The 21,976-nt window shown below is 52.4% G+C and carries 19 protein-coding genes; 13 read left to right on the top strand and 6 right to left on the bottom strand.

The window, feature by feature from the left end:
• Nucleotides 1-9 precede the first annotated feature (9 nt).
• A complete protein-coding gene (lysC, locus tag FEK46_RS19945) occupies nucleotides 10-1,359 on the bottom strand; it encodes a lysine-sensitive aspartokinase 3 (RefSeq protein WP_130224367.1) in 1,350 nt (449 codons plus the stop codon).
• Nucleotides 1,360-1,652: 293 nt separating this feature from the next.
• Between lysC and pgi the strand changes: the two genes are divergently transcribed.
• The 5 genes from pgi to FEK46_RS19920 all read left to right on the top strand — a co-directional run bounded on the left by pgi (nucleotide 1,653) and on the right by FEK46_RS19920 (nucleotide 7,616).
• Complete coding sequence (gene pgi / locus FEK46_RS19940) at nucleotides 1,653-3,302, top strand: glucose-6-phosphate isomerase (RefSeq protein WP_000789986.1); 1,650 nt, start codon at nucleotides 1,653-1,655, stop codon at nucleotides 3,300-3,302.
• 511 nt (nucleotides 3,303-3,813) lie between these two features.
• Entirely contained in the window at nucleotides 3,814-4,056 is a 243-nt protein-coding gene (yjbE, locus tag FEK46_RS19935) for an exopolysaccharide production protein YjbE (protein ID WP_000757333.1), read from the top strand.
• Nucleotides 4,057-4,147: 91 nt separating this feature from the next.
• Entirely contained in the window at nucleotides 4,148-4,786 is a 639-nt protein-coding gene (locus tag FEK46_RS19930; protein ID WP_130205771.1) for a YjbF family lipoprotein, read from the top strand.
• Nucleotides 4,783-5,520, top strand: a complete 738-nt coding sequence (locus FEK46_RS19925) for a capsule biosynthesis GfcC family protein (RefSeq protein ID WP_135560241.1) — start codon at nucleotides 4,783-4,785, stop codon at nucleotides 5,518-5,520. Before FEK46_RS19930 ends, FEK46_RS19925 begins: the two co-directional genes overlap by 4 nt.
• Nucleotides 5,520-7,616: a YjbH domain-containing protein gene (locus FEK46_RS19920; RefSeq protein ID WP_135560240.1), complete on the top strand. Its 2,097-nt coding sequence runs from the start codon at nucleotides 5,520-5,522 to the stop codon at nucleotides 7,614-7,616. The genes FEK46_RS19925 and FEK46_RS19920 overlap by 1 nt, the downstream gene beginning before the upstream one ends.
• 46 nt (nucleotides 7,617-7,662) lie before the next feature.
• On the opposite strand, the gene FEK46_RS19915 is transcribed toward FEK46_RS19920, so the two are convergent.
• Nucleotides 7,663-7,941: a hypothetical protein gene (locus tag FEK46_RS19915; RefSeq protein WP_135560239.1), complete on the bottom strand. Its 279-nt coding sequence runs from the start codon at nucleotides 7,939-7,941 to the stop codon at nucleotides 7,663-7,665.
• Between the two features lie 268 nt (nucleotides 7,942-8,209).
• Between FEK46_RS19915 and psiE the strand changes: the two genes are divergently transcribed.
• A complete protein-coding gene (gene psiE, locus FEK46_RS19910; protein WP_000202902.1) occupies nucleotides 8,210-8,620 on the top strand; it encodes a phosphate-starvation-inducible protein PsiE in 411 nt (136 codons plus the stop codon).
• A 94-nt stretch (nucleotides 8,621-8,714) separates the two neighbouring features.
• On the opposite strand, the gene malG is transcribed toward psiE, so the two are convergent.
• From malG to malE, 3 genes are all read right to left on the bottom strand, one after another.
• Nucleotides 8,715-9,605 (bottom strand): maltose ABC transporter permease MalG, encoded by an 891-nt coding sequence (malG, locus tag FEK46_RS19905; protein WP_001252058.1) that lies wholly within the window; start codon nucleotides 9,603-9,605, stop codon nucleotides 8,715-8,717.
• 13 nt (nucleotides 9,606-9,618) lie between these two features.
• Nucleotides 9,619-11,163 carry a maltose ABC transporter permease MalF gene (gene malF, locus FEK46_RS19900; RefSeq protein ID WP_131162673.1) on the bottom strand — a complete coding sequence of 515 codons (1,545 nt, stop codon included), beginning with the start codon at nucleotides 11,161-11,163 and terminating at the stop codon, nucleotides 9,619-9,621.
• A gap of 152 nt (nucleotides 11,164-11,315) precedes the next feature.
• Nucleotides 11,316-12,506: a maltose/maltodextrin ABC transporter substrate-binding protein MalE gene (malE, locus tag FEK46_RS19895; protein ID WP_130205779.1), complete on the bottom strand. Its 1,191-nt coding sequence runs from the start codon at nucleotides 12,504-12,506 to the stop codon at nucleotides 11,316-11,318.
• Nucleotides 12,507-12,870: 364 nt separating this feature from the next.
• On the opposite strand from malE, the gene malK reads away from it, so the two are divergent.
• The 5 genes from malK to ubiA all read left to right on the top strand — a co-directional run bounded on the left by malK (nucleotide 12,871) and on the right by ubiA (nucleotide 18,121).
• Nucleotides 12,871-13,986, top strand: coding sequence for a maltose/maltodextrin ABC transporter ATP-binding protein MalK (gene malK, locus FEK46_RS19890; protein ID WP_130205781.1), 1,116 nt, complete (start codon nucleotides 12,871-12,873; stop codon nucleotides 13,984-13,986).
• A 71-nt stretch (nucleotides 13,987-14,057) separates the two neighbouring features.
• Nucleotides 14,058-15,398, top strand: a complete 1,341-nt coding sequence (gene lamB / locus FEK46_RS19885; protein WP_130205783.1) for a maltoporin LamB — start codon at nucleotides 14,058-14,060, stop codon at nucleotides 15,396-15,398.
• Between the two features lie 241 nt (nucleotides 15,399-15,639).
• On the top strand, nucleotides 15,640-16,560 hold the full coding sequence (gene malM / locus FEK46_RS19880) for a maltose operon protein MalM (RefSeq protein ID WP_130205785.1): 921 nt from the start codon (nucleotides 15,640-15,642) through the stop codon (nucleotides 16,558-16,560).
• Nucleotides 16,561-16,738: 178 nt separating this feature from the next.
• Entirely contained in the window at nucleotides 16,739-17,236 is a 498-nt protein-coding gene (gene ubiC / locus FEK46_RS19875) for a chorismate lyase (RefSeq protein ID WP_064525550.1), read from the top strand.
• A gap of 12 nt (nucleotides 17,237-17,248) precedes the next feature.
• Nucleotides 17,249-18,121 (top strand): 4-hydroxybenzoate octaprenyltransferase, encoded by an 873-nt coding sequence (gene ubiA / locus FEK46_RS19870; protein WP_130224276.1) that lies wholly within the window; start codon nucleotides 17,249-17,251, stop codon nucleotides 18,119-18,121.
• 154 nt (nucleotides 18,122-18,275) lie between these two features.
• Here the strand turns inward: ubiA and plsB are convergent, their stop codons facing one another.
• Nucleotides 18,276-20,699, bottom strand: coding sequence for a glycerol-3-phosphate 1-O-acyltransferase PlsB (plsB, locus tag FEK46_RS19865; protein WP_135560248.1), 2,424 nt, complete (start codon nucleotides 20,697-20,699; stop codon nucleotides 18,276-18,278).
• Between the two features lie 170 nt (nucleotides 20,700-20,869).
• Between plsB and dgkA the strand changes: the two genes are divergently transcribed.
• Nucleotides 20,870-21,238 (top strand): diacylglycerol kinase, encoded by a 369-nt coding sequence (gene dgkA / locus FEK46_RS19860; protein WP_135560238.1) that lies wholly within the window; start codon nucleotides 20,870-20,872, stop codon nucleotides 21,236-21,238.
• 109 nt (nucleotides 21,239-21,347) lie between these two features.
• Nucleotides 21,348-21,956, top strand: a complete 609-nt coding sequence (lexA, locus tag FEK46_RS19855; protein ID WP_064525560.1) for a transcriptional repressor LexA — start codon at nucleotides 21,348-21,350, stop codon at nucleotides 21,954-21,956.
• The last annotated feature ends 20 nt before the right edge of the window (nucleotides 21,957-21,976 follow it).

Raw genomic sequence — 21,976 nt, 5'->3', positions numbered from 1 at the left:
GCACTGTTTTTACTCAAACAAATTACTATGCAGTTTCTGCACCACCTGTTCCGCATCTTCGCCTGGCACCAGGAAGCACAGGTTATGGCTGGAAGCACCGTAGCAAATCATGCGAATGTTGAACGGTTCAAGTACGCCAAACACCTCTTTGCCAACACCACAGGCTTTTGACAGATCGTTACCAATCAGAGCCACCAGCGCCAGGCCTTCTTCCACTTCTACCCGGCACAGAGCTGAAAGCTCCATCAGCAGCGATTGTGTCAGCAACGTATCGCCAGTTGACGTTGAACCGGTAGTGTCGAGAGTTAATGCCACGCTCACTTCTGACGTAGTAATTAAATCCACCGAAATATTATGCCGTGCGAGAATGCCGAAAACCTCCGCGAGGAAGCCGCGAGAATGCAGCATATTCAGGCTATGCAGGGTTAATAGCGTTTGTTTGCGACGCAGAGCCAGCGCACGAAACAACGGCGGATTCTCGGTTTTATTACACACCAAAGTACCGCCAGCACGCGGATCTTTGCTTGAACCGACAAACACCGGGATATCGCTGCGAACTGCAGGCAGTAAGGTTGCCGGATGAAGTACTTTGGCACCAAAGGTTGCCATTTCAGCTGCTTCTTCAAAGGCGATTTCATCAATTCGTTTGGCATCAGGCACGACGCGTGGGTCGGTAGTATAAATCCCCGGCACATCTGTCCAGATATCGACGCGAGCAGCGTTTAACGCTTCTGCCAATAGTGCCGCCGTGTAGTCACTACCGCCGCGACCAAGCGTTGTGGTGCGCCCTTTACTTTCACTGCCAATAAAGCCCTGGGTGATGACTAAACCTTCGCTGAGACGTGGGGTTAGTTGCAGCGCAGACAGTTCTGCCAGCGCAGCAATATCTGGCTCCGCGCGGCCAAAGCGATCGTTTGTGCGCATCACTTTACGCACATCGAACCACTGGGCCTGAACATTGCGTTCACGCAGAATCTCCACAAACAGCAGGGTAGACATCAGTTCGCCGTGGCTGACCAGTTCATCAGTTAGTGCTGGAGAGGTTGCCAGTGCAGCAGCTTCGGCCAGGACGGTAATGTTCTCCAGCAAACGTTCAATCTCTTCACGGATGACGTTCGGGTAACGCAGGCGCTCCAGAATGGCGAACTGAATATTGCGAATGGCATCGAGTTTTTCGAAACGCTCAACCGGTTCCAGACCTTCAGCCAGTGCAACCAACAGATTGGTAATGCCCGCAGAAGCAGAAAGCACAACTAAACGCACATTCACATCAGAAAGCACAATGTCGGCGCTGCGGTTCATGGCGTCGAAATCAGCCACGCTAGTACCACCAAATTTGGAGACAACAATATCGGGCATAACAACCTCGTGTCAGGGAATGAAAGAAGCGACCTTGGCACAAAGGCAAAACAGAAACCGGTGCAGGCGCAGACCGTATTTATAAATAAAAGGTGTAGGGGAGTGTGTCAACGCTGGGATTATGCGGATTATTCATGCAGCGGGCGTGGTCAGAAATTGTGCTTATAACGTCTACACTTTTTATCCTCTTCAGTGGTTAGCTGAGCTAACGGCACTAAAACCATCACATTTTTCTGTGACTGGCGCTACAATCTTCCACAGTCACAATTCTCAATATCAGAAGAGTATTGCTAATGAAAAACATCAATCCAACGCAGACCGCGGCCTGGCAGGCATTACAGAAACACTTCGATGAAATGAAAGACGTTACGATCGCCGATCTTTTTGCTAAAGACGGCGATCGTTTTTCTAAGTTCTCCGCAACCTTCGACGATCAGATGCTGGTGGATTACTCCAAAAACCGCATCACCGAAGAAACGCTGGCGAAATTACAAGATCTGGCGAAAGAGTGCGATCTGGCGGGCGCGATTAAGTCGATGTTCTCTGGCGAGAAGATCAACCGCACCGAAAACCGTGCCGTACTGCACGTGGCGCTGCGTAACCGTAGCAATACGCCGATTCTGGTTGATGGCAAAGATGTTATGCCGGAAGTCAACGCGGTGCTGGAGAAGATGAAAACCTTCTCAGAAGCGATTATTTCTGGTGAGTGGAAGGGTTATACCGGCAAAGCAATCACTGACGTGGTGAACATTGGGATCGGCGGTTCTGACCTCGGCCCGTACATGGTGACCGAAGCACTGCGCCCTTACAAAAACCACCTGAACATGCACTTTGTTTCTAACGTTGATGGCACTCACATCGCGGAAGTGCTGAAAAAAGTAAACCCAGAAACCACGCTGTTCCTGGTAGCATCTAAAACCTTCACTACTCAGGAAACCATGACCAACGCCCATAGCGCGCGTGACTGGTTCCTGAAAGCGGCAGGTGATGAAAAACACGTTGCGAAACACTTTGCGGCGCTCTCCACCAATGCCAAAGCCGTTGGCGAGTTTGGTATTGATACCGCCAACATGTTCGAGTTCTGGGACTGGGTTGGCGGCCGTTACTCCCTGTGGTCAGCGATTGGCCTGTCGATTGTTCTCTCTATCGGCTTTGATAATTTCGTTGAACTGCTTTCTGGCGCACACGCGATGGACAAGCATTTCTCCACTACGCCTGCCGAGAAAAACCTGCCTGTACTGCTGGCGCTGATTGGCATCTGGTACAACAATTTCTTTGGCGCGGAAACTGAAGCGATTCTGCCGTATGACCAGTATATGCACCGTTTTGCGGCGTACTTCCAGCAGGGCAATATGGAATCCAACGGTAAGTATGTTGACCGTAACGGTAACGTAGTGGATTACCAGACTGGCCCGATTATCTGGGGTGAACCAGGCACTAACGGTCAGCATGCGTTCTACCAGCTGATCCACCAGGGAACCAAAATGGTACCGTGCGATTTCATCGCTCCGGCTATCACCCATAACCCGCTCTCTGATCATCACCAGAAACTGCTGTCTAACTTCTTCGCTCAGACCGAAGCACTGGCGTTTGGTAAATCCCGTGAAGTGGTTGAGCAGGAATATCGCGATCAGGGTAAAGATCCGGCAACGCTTGACTACGTGGTGCCGTTCAAAGTGTTCGAAGGTAACCGCCCGACCAACTCCATCCTGCTGCGTGAAATCACTCCGTTCAGCCTGGGTGCGTTGATTGCGCTGTATGAGCACAAAATCTTTACTCAGGGCGTGATCCTGAACATCTTCACCTTCGACCAGTGGGGCGTGGAACTGGGTAAACAGCTGGCGAACCGTATTCTGCCAGAGCTGAAAGATGACAAAGAAATCAGCAGCCACGATAGCTCGACCAATGGTCTGATTAACCGCTATAAAGCGTGGCGTGGTTAATCATCGTGCATGCCTGATGCCGATATGTAGGCCGAATAAGGCGTTCACGCCGCATCCGGCAACCAGTGCCTGATGCGACGCGGTCGCGTCTTATCAGGCCTACAGGTCGATGCCGATATGTACATCGTATTCGGCAATTAATACATAGCACGATTGATTAAATAACCTTAATAACAATGCCGACTATAAGTCGGCATTGTTTTATCAGATAAATCCCCTTGTCGGAGATTTAACGAAAATCATACCGTGAGGTTAATCCTAAAATAGATTTTTAGTCTGTAATGATTTCGGAAAATACGCAGATCAATCACTTTTTATTTTATTTTAACTTAATGATTTTTAATCTTATTTATATATAAGTTAAAGCTTATATTTGATATTCATTCCAATTGTCCTAAAACACCTTCACTAATTCCTCGCGCCGTAATTCGCATGCTTTAGTTGTGTATACTCGATCCCGCCCGAAATGTTTTTGGGTAAATCTCCATTCATTCAATGAAGGGAAATTGTTATGAAAAAAGTTCTGTATGGCATTTTTGCCATATCTGCGCTTGCGGCGACTTCTGCGTGGGCTGCACCTGTACAGGTGGGCGAAGCGGCAGGGTCGGCAGCAACGTCGGTTTCAGCGGGTAGTTCCTCCGCGACCAGCGTCAGCACCGTAAGCTCGGCGGTGGGTGTCGCGCTCGCGGCAACCGGTGGCGGTGATGGTTCTAATACCGGGACCACCACAACCACGACCACCAGTACCCAGTAATAACGTATGTATCCCCAAAATAATTCAGTATGACGGGGATTAACCATAACCACACTCCGGTGTGGTTATTCTGCCCCTCTGGAGAAGAGTCGTGAAGCGACCTGCACTCATTCTTATCTGCCTGTTATTACAGGCCTGTTCAGCCACGACTAAAGAGCTGGGCAATTCACTGTGGGACAGTCTGTTCGGTACGCCAGGCGTACAGCTGACGGACGATGATATTCAAAATATGCCCTACGCCAGCCAGTACATGCGGCTAAATGGCGGTCCACAATTATTTGTCGTTTTGGCCTTCGCTGAAGACGGACAACAAAAATGGGTTACTCAGGATCAGGCCACTCTCGTTACACAACATGGGCGTCTGGTGAAAACTTTGCTTGGCGGCGACAACCTGATTGAAGTGAATAACCTTGCCACTGACCCGCTGATCAAACCAGCACAAATCGTTGATGGCGCAACCTGGACGCGCACGATGGGCTGGACCGAGTACCAGCAGGTACGCTACGCCACCGCACGCTCAGTCTTCAAATGGGATGGCACCGATACCGTGAAAGTCGGCAGCGATGAAACCCCGGTTCGCGTGCTGGACGAAGAAGTCTCCACCGACCAGGCGCGCTGGCATAACCGCTACTGGATCGACAGCGAAGGGCAAATTCGCCAGTCGGAACAGTATCTCGGCGCGGATTATTTCCCGGTGAAAACCACTCTCATCAAGGCGGCAAAACAATGATTAAAAAAACTATTGTCGCGTTGCTTTTGAGTGTGGGGGCGTCATCGGTCTTCGCGGCGGGAACCGTCAAGGTATTCAGCAATGGCAGCAGTGAGGCCAAAACGCTGACGGGTGCAGAGCATTTAATCGATCTGGTAGGCCAATCTCGACTGGCAAACAGCTGGTGGCCCGGTGCGGTGATTAGCGAAGAGCTGGCAACGGCGGCAGCATTGCGTCAGCAGCAGGCGTTGCTGACACGGCTGGATGAACAAGCCGCAGATTCCAGCGCCGACGATGCCGCCGCCATTAACGCCTTACGCCAGCAAATTCAGGCGTTGAAAGTGACGGGCAGGCAAAAAATCAAACTTGATCCCGATATCGTCCGCGTTGCTGAACGCGGTAACCCGCCGTTGCAGGGCAACTACACGCTGTGGGTCGGACCACCGCCGTCCACGGTCACATTGTTCGGGCTTATCAGCCGTCCTGGCAATCAGCCATTCACTCCAGGTCGCGACGTGGCGAGCTATCTCTCCGGGCAAAGTCTGCTTAGCGGTGCGGATCGCAGCTACGCGTGGGTGGTTTACCCGGACGGACGCACGCAAAAAGCGCCGGTGGCTTACTGGAACAAGCGTCACGTAGAGCCAATGCCCGGCGGCATTATTTATGTTGGCCTCGCGGATTCTGTCTGGAGTAAGACGCCCGACGCCCTTAACGCAGACATTCTTCAGACCCTGACGCAGCGGATACCCCAATAATGAAAAAAAGACATCTGCTTATCTTACTGGCGCTGGGCATTAGCACGGCTTGCTACGGCGAAACGTATCCTGCGCCCATTGGCCCATCGCAATCGGATTTCGGTGGCGTAGGACTGTTACAAACGCCCACCGCCCGCATGGCGCGGGAAGGGGAGTTGAGCCTGAACTATCGCGATAACGATCAGTACCGTTATTACTCAGCTTCAGTGCAACTCTTCCCGTGGCTGGAAACAACGCTGCGTTATACCGATGTGCGCACCCGTCAGTACAGCAGCGTCGAAGCGTTCTCTGGCGATCAAACGTATAAAGATAAAGCCTTCGATCTCAAACTGCGTTTGTGGGAAGAGAGTTACTGGATGCCGCAAGTGGCGGTTGGCGCGCGGGATATCGGCGGTACGGGGCTGTTCGATGCAGAATATCTTGTCGCCAGCAAAGCCTGGGGGCCGTTCGATTTTACGCTTGGCCTGGGCTGGGGATATCTGGGTACCAGCGGTAACGTGAAAAATCCGCTCTGTTCAGCCAGTGACAAATATTGCTACCGCGATAACAGCTACAAACAGGCGGGATCTATCGACGGCAGCCAGATGTTCCACGGCCCGGCCTCACTGTTTGGCGGCGTGGAATACCAGACGCCCTGGCAGCCGCTGCGCCTGAAACTGGAGTATGAAGGCAATAATTATCAGCAGGATTTTGCCGGGAAGCTGGAGCAAAAAAGTAAGTTTAACGTCGGTGCGATTTATCGCGTTACCGATTGGGCCGACGTTAACCTTAGCTATGAACGTGGCAACACCTTTATGTTCGGCGTCACGCTGCGCACCAACTTTAACGATCTGCGCCCGTCTTACAACGATAACGCCCGCCCGCAATATCAACCGCAGCCACAGGATGCCATTTTGCAGCACTCGGTGGTGGCGAATCAGTTAACGCTGTTGAAATACAATGCCGGACTGGCCGATCCGCAGATCCAGGCGAAAGGCGATACGCTATACGTCACCGGTGAGCAGGTGAAATATCGTGATTCGCGCGAAGGGATCATTCGTGCTAATCGGATCGTGATGAACGATCTGCCGGAGGGGATCAAAACGATCCGCGTTACGGAAAATCGCCTTAACATGCCGCAGGTGACGACGGAAACCGATGTCGCCAGCTTGAAAAATCATCTCGCCGGAGAGCCGCTGGGCCACGAAACGAAGCTGGCGCAAAAACGCGTCGAGCCAGTGGTTCCGAAGTCCACCGAGCAGGGCTGGTATATCGACAAATCGCGCTTTGATTTCCATATCGATCCGGTGCTGAACCAGTCGGTCGGTGGCCCGGAAAACTTTTACATGTATCAGCTGGGCGTGATGGGAACGGCGGATTTGTGGCTGACGGACCATCTGCTCACCACCGGTAGCCTGTTTGCTAACCTTGCCAACAATTACGACAAGTTTAACTACACCAATCCACCGCAGGACTCACACTTACCGCGTGTTCGTACCCATGTGCGCGAGTATGTGCAGAACGATGTCTATGTGAATAACCTGCAAGCCAACTACTTCCAGCATCTGGGCAACGGCTTCTACGGTCAGGTCTACGGCGGCTATCTCGAAACCATGTTTGGCGGTGCGGGAGCAGAAGTGTTGTATCGCCCGCTGGACAGCAACTGGGCGTTTGGTCTGGATGCCAACTACGTTAAACAGCGCGACTGGCGTAGCGCAAAAGATATGATGAAATTCACCGATTACAGCGTGAAAACCGGACATCTGACCGCGTACTGGACGCCATCTTTCGCCCAGGACGTGTTGGTGAAAGCGAGTGTCGGGCAGTATCTGGCAGGGGATAAAGGCGGCACGCTGGAGATCGCCAAACGCTTTGATAGCGGCGTGGTGGTGGGTGGCTATGCCACGATCACTAATGTTTCGAAAGAGGAGTACGGCGAAGGGGACTTCACCAAAGGTGTGTATGTCTCTGTACCGCTGGATCTCTTCTCGTCTGGCCCGACACGTAGCCGTGCGGCAATTGGCTGGACGCCGCTGACGCGTGACGGGGGTCAGCAACTTGGGCGTAAGTTCCAGTTGTATGATATGACCAGCGACCGTAGCGTGAATTTCCGCTAAGTCATGGGAAAGGTGCCAGTTTTCGCAATCACTGGCACCCTCATTCTTAATGGCCTGTTGAGCCATCAGGAACGCAGTTCACCCCCGGTTTGCGATCTGGTGTGTAAAGGCGAAAACATTCTGTCTTCCTGTCCGTCGATATGGGGTGCAGGTCTGGTTGCCTGAGCGACTGGGCCATCATTGGGCTGGAGACATTGCTTTGCGGTAGGTCGGCTTTATCAGCAGTACCGAGCGGACCAGCATAAGCAGGAAGAACAGAGACTGATAACAACAAAGCAGCAAAATAAGGCTTCATTTTTACCACCTTTATCAGGTTACGTTTCATTTGTTCCAGAGGAACATTGTCGATTTTTCGCGCATTATTGGTGGCTGAGAATCACCTGAATGGGTGATTTTTGCATTACCGGCTTTGGTGCGGTTTGCCTTGCCGGATGCGCCGCCAGGCACGGCTTATCTGGCCTACGGGTAGGCGCATCCGGCGTTGGTGGGGGCGCCCCCAAATCCAGGTTGAACAAAACATACACAAAAAATATAGATCTCCGTCACATTTTTACGTTATACAGGAAGCTCGCCACTGTGAAGGAGGTACTGCTATGACGTCACTCTCTCGTCCGCGCGTGGAGTTTATCTCCACCATTTTGCAGACCGTACTCAATCTTGGCCTGCTGTGTCTCGGCCTGATTTTGGTTGTCTTCCTCGGCAAAGAAACGGTGCATCTGGCTGATGTGCTGTTCGCGCCAGAACAAACCAGCAAATATGAGCTGGTGGAAGGGCTGGTGGTTTATTTTCTCTATTTCGAATTTATCGCGCTGATTGTGAAGTACTTTCAGTCCGGTTTTCACTTCCCGCTGCGTTACTTTGTCTATATCGGGATCACCGCCATTGTGCGCTTGATCATCGTCGATCATAAATCGCCACTGGATGTGTTGATCTACTCGGCAGCGATCTTGTTGCTGGTGATCACCCTGTGGTTATGTAATTCGAAACGGCTGAAGCGGGAGTAAAAAAGAGGCGCTCCGAAGAGCGCCGAATAACAGTCACAAGTTAGGATAACGTAAGTTGAGGGTCTAGCGGCATAACATTGGCAGAACAACATCTTTAACCTTTCACACCACCTGCCGTCAGGCCGTTAACCAGCCAGCGCTGAGCCAGCAAGAAGACGATGGTGATGGGTAATGCAGACATCACGGCAGCGGCAGCAAAGTCGCCCCACAGGTAGTTTTGCGGGTTGAGGTATTGCTGCATACCCACGGCCAGGGTGTAACTGTTCACGTCACGCAGTAACAACGACGCGACCGGAACTTCGGTAATGGCAGCGATAAACGACAGGATGAACACCACCGCCAGAATCGGTACAGATAATGGCAACAGGACGAGGCGGAAGGCCTGCCACGGTGTCGCACCATCCAGCGCTGCTGCTTCTTCCAGCGAGCTATCGATGGTTTCGAAATAGCCTTTAATCGTCCAGACGTGCAGCGCAATCCCCCCCAGGTACGCGAAGATCACGCCGCCGTGAGTATTCAGGCCGATGAACGGAATGTATTCACCCAGACGATCAAACAACGCATACAACGCCACCAGTGAGAGTACTGCCGGGAACATCTGGAAAATCAGCATCCCTTTCAGCAGCGTCGCTTTGCCAGGGAAGCGCATACGGGCGAAGGCATAAGCGCAGGTGGTGGAGAGCGCCACAATACCAATCGCGGAAATACCGGCGACCTTCACCGAGTTCCACAGCCACAGCAGTACCGGGAATGGCGGTGGCGTAATGCGGCCATCAGCCTGTTCAACGCTAAAACCTAACGCCAGTTTCCAGTGATCCCACGAGATTTGCTCCGGGATCAGGCTACCGGTCGCGAAGTTCCCCTGGCGCAGCGAGATGGCGACGACCATCAGCAGCGGGAACATAATTGCCGCGATAAAAAGTAGTAGTAGCAGGTGAGTAATAAACAAACGTGCTTTTTGCGATTTCGGTTGGACCATTGCCATTTTGTTATCTCCCTTAATCAAACTTCATTCGCGTGGCTTTCAGGTTCACAATCGCCAGCGCACCGACCAGCAGGAAGATCAGCGTGGCAATCGCCGCCGCCAGACCGAAGTCCTGACCCCCGCCGCCTTCAAAGGCGATACGGTAGGTGTAGTTAACGAGCAGGTCGGTATAACCGGCTGGCGTGGTCGTGCCAAGACGATCCGGGCCGCCGTTGGTCAACAGTTGAATCAGCACGAAGTTATTAAAGTTAAAGGCGAAGCTGGCGATCATCAGCGGTGTGAGCGGCTTAATCAGCAGCGGTAGCGTAATCTTAAAGAAGTTCTGGAACGGGCCTGCGCCATCCATCGCTGAGGCCTCATACAGATCGTCGGGAATCGCTTTCAGTAAGCCCATGCAGAGGATCATCATATACGGATAACCCAGCCAGGTGTTGACGATAATCAGCATCGTTCTGGCGGTGGTTGGATCGCTGAACCAGGCGGGCTTCACACCAAACAGCGCGCTCAACATCATGTTGATTTCACCAAAGCTCTGGTTGAACAATCCTTTGAAAATCAAAATTGAAATAAACGATGGCACCGCGTAGGGCAGAATCAGCAGGACGCGATAGACAGCTTTGCCGCGTAACGCTTCCCACTGCACCAGACACGCCAGCACCATGCCGACCGCCACCGTTAAAAAGACGGTGATAAGTGAGAACACTACGGTCCAGACGAAAATTGCAAGGAACGGTTTTTGGATCCCTTCGTCGGTGAAGACGCGGGTAAAGTTTTTCCAGCCAGTAGTCACGGTATAACCCGGGCTGAGTTTTTCGTCACCCCAGTTGCCGTCAGCAGTGATGGACTGGTAAAAACCAATCTGGTCGTTTGGACGATATTTTACGCCACTCTGGTTATTGGTCAGCGTACCGTCATCGCCTAATGTGTACAGCGGCTGAGTGCCGGAGAACTGGCGCAGGGAGCTCATCATCACTTTGTTGCCATCCGGCAGAATGGCGGTAATGTTGCTCAGGGCTTGACGATTCTGGGTAATCACGCGCAGATTCGCACGCTCGCCTTCAGGCTGCGTGGCGCTTTCTTTCAGTTGCAGTTTTTGCTCGCCGCCAAATTTAAAGGCGTCGGAGAGATAATTTTTGCCGGTTTCGCCGTCGGTGAGCGCCAGTTGCCACTCATCACCAGCGGGATAAAGACCAAAGTTATAGGTTTTCCCTGCCTGCCAGGCGCGGTCCAACAGAACTTCCTGAGCGCGTTCAAAGGTAAGCTGGTTGGTGCTGCTGTAGTTGGTGAAGGCGATGGCGATGGTGCAGACCAGAGGGAAGAGGACGAATAGCCCCATCCCGGCCATTCCCGGGTAGACATAGCGCCAGGCGTAGGCTTTACGATTGGCGAAAATATAGAGCCCCGCTGAGCTCAAAATTAGCGTGGTAATGGCGAACAGGTATTCCCCTTGTGCGTACATTAAAACAACAAGGTAACCCACCAGCAGGCCGAGCAGACCTAACACTGACCATTTCAGCGCGTCGCTTTGCCACCAATGTTTCTTTTTAATGACATCCATGGGGTTCTTCCTCATTCCAGGACAGATAAGGCGTTTACGCCGCATCCGGCAACAACTGCCTGATGCGACGCTGACGCGTCTTATCAGGCCTACATACGTTTCGTTTTCGTAGGCCGGATAAGGCGTTTACGCCGCATCCGGCATTTCAGGCATTACTTAGTGATACGACCCTGTGCATCTTTCAGCGCGGCATCAACGGTCTGACGACCACTGGCTGCGTTGATTACTGCGGTACGCACGGCATACCAGAAGGCGGACATCTGCGGGATGTTCGGCATGATTTCACCGTTCTTGGCGTTATCCATGGTGGCGGCGATGCGTTGATCTTTCGCCAGCTGATCCTGGTAAGACTTCAGCGCCACGGCACCCAGCGGTTTGTCTTTATTCACCGCTTCCAGACCTTCGTCGGTCAGCAGGTAGTTTTCGAGGAACTCTTTCGCCAGCTCTTTGTTCGGACTGGCCGCGTTAATGCCTGCGCTCAGCACGCCAACGAACGGTTTGGACGGTTGTCCCTTGAAGGTTGGCAGCATCGTCACACCGTAGTTCACTTTGCTGGTGTCGATGTTAGACCATGCCCACGGACCATTAATGGTCATCGCAGTTTCACCTTTGTTAAAGGCTGCCTCTGCAATGGAGTAGTCAGTATCCGCATTCATGTGTTTGTTTTTAATCAGATCAACCAGGAAGGTCAGACCCGCTTTCGCGCCAGCGTTATCCACGCCAACGTCTTTCACGTTGTATTTGTCGTTTTCATACTTGAACGCATAACCACCGTCGGCAGCAATCAGCGGCCAGGTAAAGTACGGTTCTTGCAGGTTGAACATCAGCGCGCTCTTACCTTTCGCTTTCAGTTCTTTATCCAGCGCCGGGATCTCTTCCCAGGTTTTTGGCGGGTTCGGCAGCAGATCTTTGTTATAAATCAGCGATAACGCTTCAACTGCAACCGGGTAAGCAATGAGTTTGCCGTTAAAACGCACGGCATCCCAGGTGAATGGATAAATCTTGTCCTGGAGCGCTTTGTCCGGAGAGATTTCAGCTAACAGACCAGACTGGGCATAGCCGCCAAAGCGGTCGTGCGCCCAGAAGATGATGTCCGGACCATCGCCAGTTGCCGCAACCTGGGGGAATTTCTCTTCCAGCTTATCCGGATGCTCAACGGTGACTTTAATTCCGGTATCTTTCTCGAATTTCTTACCGACTTCAGCAAGGCCGTTGTAGCCTTTATCGCCGTTGATCCAGATTACCAGCTTACCTTCTTCGATTTTGGCGAGAGCCGAGGCGGAAAACATCATCGTCGTTAAAACAGATAATGCGAGGATGCGTGCACCTGTTTTTATTTTCATAATCTCTGGTCCTTGTTGGTGAAGTGCTTGTGAAAACGCCTAAACGGACTCTAGTTTCTTTATACGGCAACCTCTTTCCATCCTCCTTGCCCCTACGCCCCACCTTCGTTTTGTGTGATCCATGTCGCAGAAACGGCAGTATTGCGGGAGGGCGCACACAAAATCGCCATGTTTTTTGCAAGCAACATCACGAATTTCCTTACTTTCCTTCGGATTAGTACGCAGACACCACCTTCTCATCCTCCCGCCTCCTCCCCCATAAAAAAGCCTGGGGGTGGAGGATTTAAGCTATCTGTCGATCAAGCATAGTCACCGCATCATGAATGTTGCTGTCGATGACAGGTTGTAACGAAGGGAGAAGGGCATGGCGAGCGTACAGCTGCAAAATGTAACGAAGGCCTGGGGGGATGTGGTGGTATCGAAAGATATCAACCTCGAGATCCACGAAGGTGAGTTCGTGGTGTTTGTCGGGCCATCTGGCTGCGGTAAATCAACGTTACTGCGCATGATTGCCGGTCTTGAGACGATCACCAGCGGCGACCTGTTCATCGGTGAGAAACGAATGAACGATACCCCGCCAGCAGAACGCGGCGTCGGCATGGTGTTCCAGTCCTATGCGCTCTATCCCCATCTGTCAGTGGCAGAAAACATGTCCTTTGGCCTGAAACTGGCGGGCGCGAAGAAAGAGGTGATCAACCAGCGCGTTAACCAGGTGGCGGAAGTACTGCAACTGGCGCACTTGCTTGATCGCAAACCGAAGGCACTCTCCGGCGGGCAACGTCAGCGAGTGGCGATTGGTCGAACGCTGGTGGCAGAGCCAAGCGTGTTTTTACTTGATGAACCGCTATCCAACCTTGACGCTGCGCTGCGTGTGCAGATGCGTATCGAAATCTCCCGCCTGCATAAACGTCTGGGCCGCACGATGATTTACGTCACCCACGATCAGGTCGAAGCGATGACGCTGGCCGATAAAATCGTGGTGCTGGATGCCGGGCGCGTGGCGCAGGTCGGGAAACCCCTCGAGCTGTATCACTATCCGGCAGACCGCTTTGTCGCAGGTTTTATTGGTTCGCCGAAAATGAACTTCCTGCCGGTAAAAGTGACCGCCGTTGCAATCGATCAAGTCCAGGTTGAGCTGCCTATGCCAAACCTCCAGCAAGTCTGGCTTCCTGTTGAAAGCCACAACGTTCAGGTCGGAGCCAACATGTCACTGGGCATTCGCCCGGAACATCTACTGCCAAGTGATATCGCCGACGTCATCCTTGAAGGTGAAGTTCAGGTCGTCGAGCAACTCGGCAACGAAACCCAAATTCATATCCAGATCCCTTCCATTCGTCAAAACCTGGTGTACCGCCAGTCTGACGTGGTGTTGGTAGAAGAAGGTGCCACATTCGCTATCGGCCTGCCGCCAGAGCGTTGCCATCTGTTCCGTGAGGATGGCACTGCATGTCGTCGACTGCATCAGGAGCCGGGCGTTTAAGCACCCTACAAAAGACACAAAACCTGTGACAGGTGATGTGAAAAAAGAAAAGCAATGACTCAGGAGATAGAATGATGATTACTCTGCGCAAACTTCCTCTGGCGGTTGCCGTCGCAGCGGGCGTAATGTCTGCTCAGGCAATGGCTGTGGATTTCCACGGTTACGCTCGTTCCGGTATCGGCTGGACAGGGAGTGGCGGTGAACAACAGTGTTTCCAGACCACTGGTGCTCAAAGTAAATACCGTCTTGGCAACGAATGTGAAACTTATGCTGAATTAAAATTGGGTCAGGAAGTGTGGAAAGAGGGCGATAAGAGCTTCTATTTCGACACTAACGTGGCCTATTCCGTCGCGCAACAGAATGACTGGGAAGCCACTGATCCGGCCTTCCGTGAAGCGAACGTGCAGGGTAAAAACCTGATTGAATGGCTGCCTGGTTCCACCATCTGGGCGGGTAAGCGTTTCTATCAACGTCATGACGTTCATATGATCGACTTCTACTACTGGGATATTTCTGGTCCTGGTGCCGGTCTGGAAAACATCGATGTTGGCTTCGGTAAGCTCTCTTTGGCTGCAACCCGCTCTTCTGAAGCAGGTGGTTCTTCCTCGTTCGCCAGCAACAATATCTATGACTACACCAACGAAACTGCGAACGATGTCTTCGACGTGCGTTTAGCGCAGATGGAAATCAACCCAGGCGGGACGTTAGAACTGGGTGTCGACTACGGTCGCGCTAACCTGCGTGATAACTATCGTCTGGTTGATGGCGCATCGAAAGACGGTTGGTTATTCACTGCTGAACATACTCAGAGCATCCTGAAGGGCTTCAACAAGTTTGTTGTTCAGTACGCAACTGACTCGATGACCTCGCAGGGTAAAGGTCTGTCGCAGGGCTCTGGCGTCGCGTTTGATAACGAACACTTTGCCTACAACATCAACAACAACGGTCACATGCTGCGTATTCTTGATCACGGTGCGATCTCGATGGGCGACAACTGGGACATGATGTACGTGGGTATGTATCAGGACATCAACTGGGATAACGATAACGGCACCAAGTGGTGGACCGTCGGTATTCGCCCGATGTACAAGTGGACGCCAATCATGAGCACTTTGATGGAGATCGGCTACGACAACGTCGAATCCCAGCGCACTGGCGACAAGAACAATCAGTACAAAATTACCCTCGCACAACAATGGCAGGCTGGCGACAGCATCTGGTCACGCCCGGCTATTCGTGTCTTCGCAACCTACGCCAAGTGGGATGAGAAATGGGGCTATGACTACAACGGTAGTTCCTCTTCCAACCCGAACTACGGTAAAGCCGTTCCGGCGAGCTTCGAAGGTGGTAGCTTCGGTCGCGGTGATAGCGACGAGTGGACCTTCGGCGCCCAGATGGAAATCTGGTGGTAATAGCAATGTGCATGCCGGATAAGGTGCTTGCGCCGCATCCGGCAACCAACGCCTGATGCGACGCTGTCGCGTCTTATCAGGCCTACAACAGCTGCCGAATGTAGGCCGGATAAGGCGTTTACGCCGCATCCGGCATAAAAACACGTTGCCATTATCTATAAGGGGCGCAAGCCCCACTGATTATCGGTTTAGCGCGCTATTGCCTGGCTACCGCTGAACTCCAGATTTTGAGGTGAAAACAATGAAAATGAATAAAAGTCTCATCGCCCTCTGTTTATCAGCAGGGTTGCTGGCGAGCGCGCCTGGAATTAGCCTCGCCGACGTCAACTACGTACCGCAAAACACCAGTGACGCGCCTGCCATTCCATCTGCTGCGCTGCAACAATTAACCTGGACACCCGTCGATCAATCCAAAACTCAGACTACCCAGTTAGCGACTGGCGGCCAACGGTTGAACGTTCCTGGTATCAGTGGCCCGGTTGCGGCATACAGCGTTCCGGCAAACATTGGCGAACTGACCCTTACGCTGACCAGCGAAGTGAACAAACAAACCAGTGTATTTGCGCCGAACGTGCTGATTCTTGATCAAAACATGACGCCATCTGCCTTCTTCCCCAGCAGTTATTTCACTTACCAGGAACCTGGCGTCATGAGCGCCGATCGTCTGGAAGGAGTGATGCGCCTGACACCAGCACTGGGGCAGCAAAAACTGTATGTTCTGGTCTTTACCACGGAAAAAGATCTCCAGCAGACGACGCAACTGCTCGACCCGGCAAAAGCCTATGCCAAAGGTGTCGGTAACTCGGTGCCAGATATTCCAGATCCGGTTGCCCGTCATACCACTGATGGTCTGCTGAAACTGAAAGTGAAAACCAACTCCAGCTCCAGCGTGTTGGTGGGGCCGTTATTTGGTTCTTCCGCTCCAGCTCCGGTTACGGTAGGTAACACGACGGCACCCGCCGTGGCTGCACCCGCTCCGGCACCGGTGAAGAAAAGCGAACCGATGCTCAACGACACGGAAAGTTATTTTAATACCGCGATCAAAAACGCTGTCGCGAAAGGTGATGTTGATAAGGCGTTAAAACTGCTTGATGAAGCTGAACGCCTGGGATCGACATCTGCCCGTTCCACCTTTATCAGCAGTGTAAAAGGCAAGGGGTAAGTACGCCCCACAGTGCTGATTTTGCAACAACTGGTGCGTCTTCGGGCGCACCTTTTTTTCTCCCTCCCAGTGATTGTTGCGTTTTTGTTGCGTATTAGATCACTTAATATGCTTTACATCTCCCGTTATCGCTTTTCTGCGATACAATGCCTTTACGTTATGTAACGGAGAGTTCGGCATGTCACACCCCGCGTTAACGCAACTGCGTGCGCTGCGCTATTTTGCAGAGATTCCTGCGCTGGAACCGCAACTGCTCGACTGGTTGTTGCTGGAAGATTCCATGACTAAACGTTTTGAACAGCAGGGAAAAACGGTGAGCGTAACGATGATCCGCGAAGGGTTTGTCGAGCAGAATGAAATCCCCGAAGAATTACCGCTGCTGCCGAAAGAGCCCCGTTACTGGTTACGAGAAATATTGTTATGTGCTGATGGTGAACCCTGGCTCGCCGGACGTACCGTCGTTCCTGTGTCAACGTTAAGTGGCCCCGAGCTGGCGTTACAAAAATTAGGTAAAACGCCGTTAGGCCGCTATCTGTTCACATCATCGACATTAACCCGGGACTTTATTGAGATAGGCCGTGATGCCGGATTGTGGGGGCGACGTTCCCGCCTGCGATTAAGCGGTAAGCCACTGCTGCTGACCGAGCTGTTTTTACCGGCGTCACCGTTGTACTAAGAGGAAAAAAATATGGAGTGGAGTCTGACGCAAAATAAGCTGCTGGCGTTTCACCGCTTAATGCGTACGGATAAGCCAATTGGCGCGTTACTGCTGCTCTGGCCAACGTTGTGGGCGCTGTGGGTGGCGACCCCAGGTGTTCCCCAACTCTGGATCCTGGCGGTGTTTGTCGCAGGCGTCTGGCTGATGCGCGCCGCCGGTTGCGTGGTGAATGACTATGCTGACCGTAAGTTTGACGGCCATGTTAAGCGCACGGCAAACCGACCACTTCCCAGCGGTGCGGTTACGGAGAAAGAGGCGCGAACGCTATTTGTGGTGCTGGTGCTGATTTCGTTCTTACTGGTATTGACACTGAACACGATGACCATTCTGTTGTCGATTGCCGGACTGGCGCTGGCGTGGGTTTACCCGTTTATGAAGCGGTATACCCATTTACCGCAAGTGGTGCTGGGTGCGGCGTTTGGTTGGTCGATTCCAATGGCTTTTGCCGCTGTGAGTGAATCGGTGCCGTTAAGCTGCTGGCTGATGTTCCTTGCCAATATTCTGTGGGCGGTGGCTTACGACACGCAATATGCGATGGTCGACCGTGACGATGACGTGAAGATTGGCATTAAATCCACCGCAATTCTGTTCGGCCAATACGATAAGTTGATTATCGGTATTTTGCAGATTGGCGTACTGGCGCTGATGGCAATCATCGGTGAGTTAAATGGCTTAGGCTGGGGATATTACTGGTCAATTCTGGTGGCTGGCGCTCTGTTTGTTTATCAACAAAAACTGATTGCCAACCGCGAGCGTGAAGCCTGCTTTAAAGCATTTATGAATAATAACTATGTTGGCCTGGTGCTGTTTTTAGGGCTGGCAATGAGTTACTGGCATTTCTGATGATGTAAAAAAGCCGGATGATCATCCGGCTTTCTTCTGGGCTGCCTGATGCGCTGCGCTTATCAGGCCTACACAACACATCGCAATTTATTGAATTTGCAGATTATGGTCGGCCGGATAAGGCGTTTGCGCCGCATCCGGCAACTCTCACCGATTACCCTTCGCTTTGCGTCGCACTCTCAATCGTCAAACGTACATCTGACGTAATCAACTCCGCCAGCAACTGATAGACCTTCATCGTCTCTGTCGGTTCGGCGTCGCCGCTGTCGCTGATATACCCTTCATCACGCAGCGTCAGTACCAGAGAACTGAATACTGCTTTGTCGAAGAACTCTGGCGCGTTGATGCCGTGAAGCACGGAGAGACGTTGCGCCACGGTGCGGCTCTCTTTCTCCAGCGTACCGCGGTTGATCGACGGGTTGGCGCTCAGCAGCCAGAAAGTGATGGCATAACGTTGCAGCGTTTCGCGCGCGCCTGCGGCCAGCAACTGAAGCGTGCGGGAATGCGCTGGGTTGATATGCAATTCATCATCTTGCAGCGTAATCAGCCCCTGGCGTTGCATTTCATTCGCCAGCGCATCAATAACGCCCGGCAACTCGTCGCGCTCCCAGCGCAGGAACAGCTCCGCTTTCAGCATCGGATACAGCACATTGACGTGCTCCATCAATACGTCGCGGGAGATGTGGCGATGCTGGGTGACAATTGCCGCCATCAGCGAAGGCAGCACCAACATATGCGCAATGTTGTTGCGATAGTAGGTCATCAGCACTGCTTGCTCGCGCGGCAGAATGATGATGTCGCCGATCGTATCCTTCTCAACTTCAAACTTGTTCATCTGCAGCGCGTGATCGATAAGCTCGCTGGCACTGGCTGAAGGAACGGTAGAGTCCGTGGAGTAAGGCACGTTGCGCATCAAATCCAGATAGCAGTTGAGTTGCTCGGTTAACTGCTCGCGGGTGAGTGAGCGCTGACGTGACGCCAGCAGCGCAGTACAGCACAGGTTCATGGCGTTTGCGGCGCCCGCGTTGTTAATGCGTACCATCAGATCGGCAGCAATGTTATTGACCGTCGGCGTTAACCAGGCCGGACGCACCGCTTCGATGGGATCGATAGATTCACGCCAGTCTGGCACGTGCTGGTTAAGGTAGGTCATCAACGGCATTGGTTCACCGAAGTTGACATAGCCCTGACCGAGATTACGCAGCTTGCTTAAACCGCGCAGCATCTGCAGCAGGCTCTCTTTCTCTTTCGTTGCCCCGCGCAGTTCTTTGGCGTAAGTACCCACTTCCATGACGTGCTCATAACCGATGTAGATCGGAATCAGCGTAATCGGACGTGTGCCGCCACGCAGCATCGCCTGAATGGTCATCGACAGCGTACCGGTTTTCGGGTCCAGCAAACGGCCTGTACGCGAACGACCGCCTTCCACAAAGTACTCGACGGAATAACCACGGCTGAACAGTTCGCCGAGATACTCACGGAAAACCGTGGAATAGAGTTTATTGCCTTTAAACGTGCGGCGAATAAAGAATGCACCCAGACGGCGGAAAATCGGCCCGGCAGGCCAGAAATTCAGGTTGATCCCGGCGGCGATATGCGGCGGCACCAGCCCCTGGTGATACAGCACGTAAGAAAGCAGCAGGTAGTCCATGTGGCTGCGGTGGCAAGGCACATACACTAGCTCATGACCGTCGTGGGCCAACTGGCGAACGCGCTCGGCGTTATGGACGTTGATGCCCTGATAAAGTCGGTTCCAGGTGAAGCCCAGAATACGGTCAGTCAGGCGGATCATCTCGTAAGAGAAGTTCGCAGCAATCTCTTCCATCAGTGCAATAGCATTCTGCTGCGCTTTTTCATGGGAGATTTTTTTGCTGCGCGCTTCGTCTTCTACCGCTTTGGCAATGGCGCGGGAGGCGAGCAGTTTGTTAAACAGATCCTGACGAGCTGGCAGGCGCGGCCCTACGGCAGCCAGACGCTGGCGGGCAAAGTGCATACGCGCCACGCGTGCCAGTTTTTGGGCGATGGTTTTATCCGTGCCGTGTTCATCCGCCATACGGCGCAGCGAAACTGACGGAGAGAAGCGCACAAAACTGTCGCGACCGAGCCATAGCACGGCGAAAAATTTCTGTACGCCGTTGAGCATGCGCAGTGGCGGGTTAACTTCACCTTTTTCGCGCCCCGGCGCACGACCAAACATCACCGATACCGGCACCATCTGCACATCCAGATTTGGGTTGCTGCGGTGCAGATCGAGATAGTCGTGGAACAGCTTAATAGACTCTTCTTTCGGTGTGTAATAGGTGAAAACACGCGGCCCGCCATGAATAAACACATAGCGCGGTAGTAACGTGCCGTCTATTTCCAGCGGCTCTAATGGGTCAGGCAGGTCGTGCGCCAGGCACTGGGCGCGCAACGTCAGCAAATCCGCTTTTGAGTTGTACGGTAAAACGTACATAATTGGACGAGAGGTATCCAGTCCCAGTTCCGGGGCAGGATCTGCCGGAATAGACTTGCTTTTTACCAGGATGCTTAATGGTAAATTCAGTAATTTGTAGTAAATTCGTGGCCAGCCGGACATAAACGATGTAAAGCCTCTGGTTAATAATGCAAATGCGCGGGAAGGATAGCAGAAAGTCATGGGAAATTCTGTGGTATCCGCTCATGTTTCGCGCGACGTTACGCTAACCGTAATCTTCGGATTCAACGGTACACTGATATTGACGCTCATAATGTAAAAAGGTTCTTTCGATGGCCAATAATACCACTGGATTCACCCGAATTATCAAAGCTGCTGGCTATTCCTGGAAAGGTTTACGTGCCGCATGGAGCAACGAAGCGGCATTCCGTCAGGAAGGTGTCGCGGTATTGTTGGCAGTTGTTATTGCCTGTTGGCTGGATGTGGATGCAATAACCCGAGTATTGCTTATTAGTTCTGTCATGCTGGTGATGATTGTGGAAATTCTCAATAGTGCCATCGAAGCGGTGGTTGACCGTATTGGCTCTGAATACCATGAGCTTTCCGGGCGGGCGAAAGATATGGGCTCTGCCGCGGTGCTGATCGCCATTATCGTCGCCGTGATTACTTGGTGCATTCTGTTATGGTCGCATTTTGGATAACCCTTCCAGAATTCGATAAATCTCTGGTTTATTGTGTAGTTTATGGTTCCAAAATCACCTTTTGCTGTATATACTCACAGCATAACTGTATATACACCCAGGGGGCGGAATGAAAGCGTTAACGGCCAGGCAACAAGAGGTGTTTGATCTCATCCGTGATCACATCAGCCAGACAGGTATGCCGCCGACGCGTGCGGAAATCGCGCAGCGTTTGGGGTTCCGTTCCCCAAATGCGGCAGAAGAACATCTGAAGGCGCTGGCACGCAAAGGCGTTATTGAAATTGTTTCCGGCGCATCGCGCGGGATTCGTCTGTTGCAGGAAGAGGAAGAAGGGTTGCCGCTGGTGGGCCGTGTGGCTGCCGGTGAACCGCTTCTGGCGCAGCAGCATATTGAAGGTCATTATCAGGTCGATCCTTCCCTGTTCAAACCGAATGCCGATTTCCTGCTGCGCGTCAGTGGGATGTCGATGAAAGATATCGGCATTATGGACGGCGACTTGCTGGCAGTGCATAAAACCCAGGATGTGCGTAATGGTCAGGTCGTTGTCGCGCGTATAGATGACGAAGTTACCGTTAAGCGTCTGAAAAAACAGGGTAATAAAGTCGAACTTCTGCCAGAAAATAGCGAGTTTAAACCCATTGTCGTTGACCTTCGTCAGCAGAGCTTCAGCATTGAAGGGCTGGCGGTTGGTGTTATTCGCAACGGCGACTGGCTGTAATCTATCTCTGATACCGCGAT

It is taken from the genome of Escherichia sp. E4736 (assembly GCF_005781225.1).
In the GTDB taxonomy this organism is placed as follows: domain Bacteria; phylum Pseudomonadota; class Gammaproteobacteria; order Enterobacterales; family Enterobacteriaceae; genus Escherichia.
Note: the sequence above shows the minus strand (reverse complement) of the source record. Positions and strands in the feature narration are given on the sequence as shown.